The organism is uncultured Arcanobacterium sp., assembly GCF_947253055.1.
In the GTDB taxonomy this organism is placed as follows: Bacteria; Actinomycetota; Actinomycetes; order Actinomycetales; family Actinomycetaceae; genus Arcanobacterium_A.
This window is the reverse complement of sequence record NZ_CAMXYE010000098.1, coordinates 1-3,735: the sequence shown is the minus strand read 5'-3', so window position 1 is coordinate 3,735 and position 3,735 is coordinate 1. Positions and strand designations below refer to the sequence as shown.

Here is a 3,735-nt window from a genome sequence, read left to right as displayed (position 1 = left end):
ACCCATCCAGACTTTTTCTTTTACTGGAACCACCCGGAGGTGGCCATTTACTCCAGTCTTTAGCCGGACCAAAAAGACCTGCCCAATAAAATCTATCGACTCTTCTCTCTCTCCCTTACTGTTTCTGATGTAGTGGAAGGCATACATATTAGAAAACTCCGTCCGGAGTTCATCAGCAAAGACTATATGGCAATTACCCTGATAATGATTCGAATTAGGCAGTAAACTATCGCAGACCTCCAGGCTGAGCCCCTCTGAATAGTTCAAGGTGGTGCCGGGAAAAATTTCGTCTAAGACGGGCGTGAGAAAATTATTTATATACGAATTTTTGACGTCAGCTTTATTTGCGCTGAACTTCTCGTAAATAGGTCGCCCAATAAAAAATACCGGAATGAGGATTAAATAGAGGTAGTACGGGGAACTTTGCAAACTGCTGAGATTTTCGTAGATATTCGAAAGAAAAGGATGCGTATACTCCAGCAAAACGATTATCGAAAATACAAAGAACAGCCCCACTAAAAATGGATTAGAAGTTTTACTCTTCATATCCGCTTTTATTGCAGTTAATTTTTCCTGCATCTGCGGAGAGTTTTCTATCTGCGAAATTTTTTCTGTGACTTGCGGATTGGTAAAAATATTTTCGTATTTCTTCATCACTCCAGTCTCCCGTTTAATGAAGTATTCAGCGCCTGGCGAGAATATTTTTGAAAATATCCTCGGCACGCCTCAGGCACTATACTCATTTACCCGCAGTAATTTATCCAGTTCCGCTGAAGATAAACTGAATCATCCACATTATATATATTGTTTCTACGGTAATTTATATTCGCAGAAAATTATTCAATACACTTACTAGCCGCTGCGTCCTTATCTAGGCGCGCCGCGCCTTTCGGCATAATGGCACCGCACTGCCCAGTAGCAATAAGCTACAAAGCAATACCCCTGCTATCGAAGATCCGGTCTTCGGCAAAGGCGGCGGCGTATTCGGCTCGTGGATATTTTTCACCACGAACCCCTTAGCAGCGTCGCCAGAAATCTGCGCTTTATACCCAGCTACCGCTTTTTCTCGCACGCTGTAAGAAATGACTTTGCCATCTTTGTATTTTGCCAATTCCGTAAACTTAGCTTTCCACGCATTTGCGGCACTGAGCGTAAGCTCCTTCCCAGTAGGCGCACCATCGGCAAGAAGTTCCACCGTGACGCTACTGGGGCGGATATTATCGGCATTATTTGCATCATCCCAGACTTTTTCCACCGGAACTTCCGTGAGAATTCTATTGACAAGGTTGAATGTGTATACCTTATCTTTCTCATCGGTGCTCGGAGTCACGCTCAGCGTATAGCCATCTGCGCCACTCTCCTGGAAAGTGATGGGGAGCAGTTTACCCGTCTGCGGATCTTTCAGAGTGTCCAGATTGGGGAAATTGAGCACTTCGCTGCTCCAGTTATTTTCTGAAGAAAGCGTCACATGATCTACCTTGAAACCACCAATAAGCACGTCTACTTCTAGCTTCTCTGGGCGGGCAGCCGGATCGTCACTTTGCCAAGCTTTATTTATGCGTAACTTCCAGGTATCAGAAGTGCCGAAAATAAGTTTTCCATTATTGGTGATGCCACCCCCGCTAATGCCGAGCCCAGCACTGAAGTTCTGGTCATTACCAGTTACGTTACCTCGAACCACAACAGTAGCTAATTTATTTGCTAAACCCTTTGCGGCTGCAGAAGGCACCGATTTAAAGGCTTTGTTCTCATTTATAGGCTTGTTAAATGGGATTTGCGTATTTTTGCCACCCTCTATATAGCGCGGAAGTTGTTGGCCGGTATGCCAATTACCATGAATTCCGTATATGGAACCATCTTGGAACCAAGCACGCTTCCCCCCTCCGAGCATGCGCTCGCTCAAGCTAACAGGCTGACCTTCTTTTGGAGTCGTAGCAAAGTGGGTAGTAATACTGGCAAAATCATCTCCAGCTCCAATGCAGCTCTTATTCTCACATGCATTTGGCGCTTTATTATCAAAGATTGCCACCCCATTCGTGATATGGAAAATTGTAGACCCATACGGGCAATTCCATAAACCTCCACCTTGTTTACTGACAGGATGATCGCCAGCTCCAATTAAATAGGTCTTTTCTGCTATGGAATTACCAATAATAGCAGTATTTAGCATGGTGAGAGTGGCTTTATTATCGTTGTAGATACCGCCGCCTCCCCAAAATCCGGTGGCGCGATTATTCTCGATAATGGCGGCAGATATTTTCGCTTCCGAAGCGTCCATAAAAGCAATTCCGCCACCGCTCTTTAGCGAAGTATTGGAGCTAAAAGTACCTCCTTGGATATCTGTGGTACCGCTCCACACATACATTCCGCCTCCGAAACCATTGGCCTTATTTCCGGAGATTTCCCCTCCAGAAATTGTGGCATTTACCGTGGAAAGATAAAGACCGCCGCCTTTGCCATTATAATTGCCATTATTATTTCCGCTGAAGGTACCGCCATTCATAGTGAAGTGCCCGTTTTCTATATAGGCACCACCACCTATTTCGGCCGAATTATCTTTAATAACGCCGTTTTTCAAAGTGACATCGCTATCTTTGGCGTAGATAGCTCCTCCAAAGGCGTAAAATCTTGGATGGGAAGCAATATTCTTAGCGAAAGTACCACCGGAAATCTCTAATTTCCCCGGATTATCCGCACTACCCCAGATGCCTAAGACGCCACCCCGTTGGAAACCGTGATTATCTTGAAATGTGCCACCGGTTATCCGGACGCTACCTGCATAGCAAGTAATAGGGGCATATTCATTTTCCCGAATATTTTGCGGCTGCAGCGTACCCTCCGTGCTGGTGACGTCGTTACGCGAAAAATCTGCCGCATTCGCAATTGCGAGAGTCCCTCCATCTACAAAAATTACTGGGCCGTGCATAGAAGTATCGTGGATAGATCCGGCCGTAAAATCCATCTCGCCGTTAACGATAAATTGCAGCTGTGTAAAAGAAGGGCCAGCGAGAGTTAATTTGCCACCTTTTTCTACGCGAACAGCACTCTTACCAGTGCCGGTGACTTTTCCAGAACCGGTGAGAGTCACATTTTGCCCCGCTTTTACCACCAATTCCGAATCTGCATCACTGAGCGTGATGTCATTGCTGAGAACTATTTGGCCACCAGAAGCTGCTTGATTAATAATGCTGTTCCACGTGAGTGGTTCTGCCGCTGAAGCACTGAGTGCTCCGGCATTCAACAAAAAAATACTAAGTAAAATGGTGCCACATATGCGCAAGAATTTTTTATACATTTTTTCCCCTTAAAACATGATAATCGTACCGCATTAGCTCATCCTGAGGAACAGTAAAAAAATTACTTTGCCCACAAAGCAGAGATTATTTCCCTTAAATTATCCACTGTTATCGGCAGCTGTTATCGGCAGCTGTTATCGGCAGCGCTGGGCAAGAAAATAGCAACTGATACCTCATTAATAATATCTAAGCTGCTACTGGCTATATTCTAGGAGTTATTGCTTTCTTCCCAAGCTCCATAACTTTGCCCCTCATCATTTATCCAGCGCGCTCTCCCGTTGGCGGAGGTGCCTAAAACTATGGCAGCTGCGGCAGAGGGAGAACTAAAAGCAATATCCCGAGTGACCGCGCCGCGATTATTATCTACACGGATTGACCCATCACTAACTAGCTTTTGGTGACGACTAGCGATAACCGCATACGAGTTAACCGTTGCTTG

At 45.3% G+C, this 3,735-nt stretch carries 2 protein-coding genes and 1 pseudogene; all 3 read right to left on the bottom strand.

The window, feature by feature from the left end; translation table 11 throughout:
* Positions 1-654 (bottom strand): annotated as a pseudogene (locus Q0X35_RS06155) (hypothetical protein); the annotation flags it as partial.
* 217 nt (positions 655-871) lie between these two features.
* A complete protein-coding gene (locus Q0X35_RS06150) occupies positions 872-3,295 on the bottom strand; it encodes a Cna B-type domain-containing protein (RefSeq protein WP_297566579.1) in 2,424 nt (807 codons plus the stop codon).
* Positions 3,296-3,504: 209 nt separating this feature from the next.
* Positions 3,505-3,735, bottom strand: a 231-nt coding sequence (locus Q0X35_RS06145) for a DUF4357 domain-containing protein (protein ID WP_297566577.1), incomplete at its 5' end; no start/stop codon positions are given.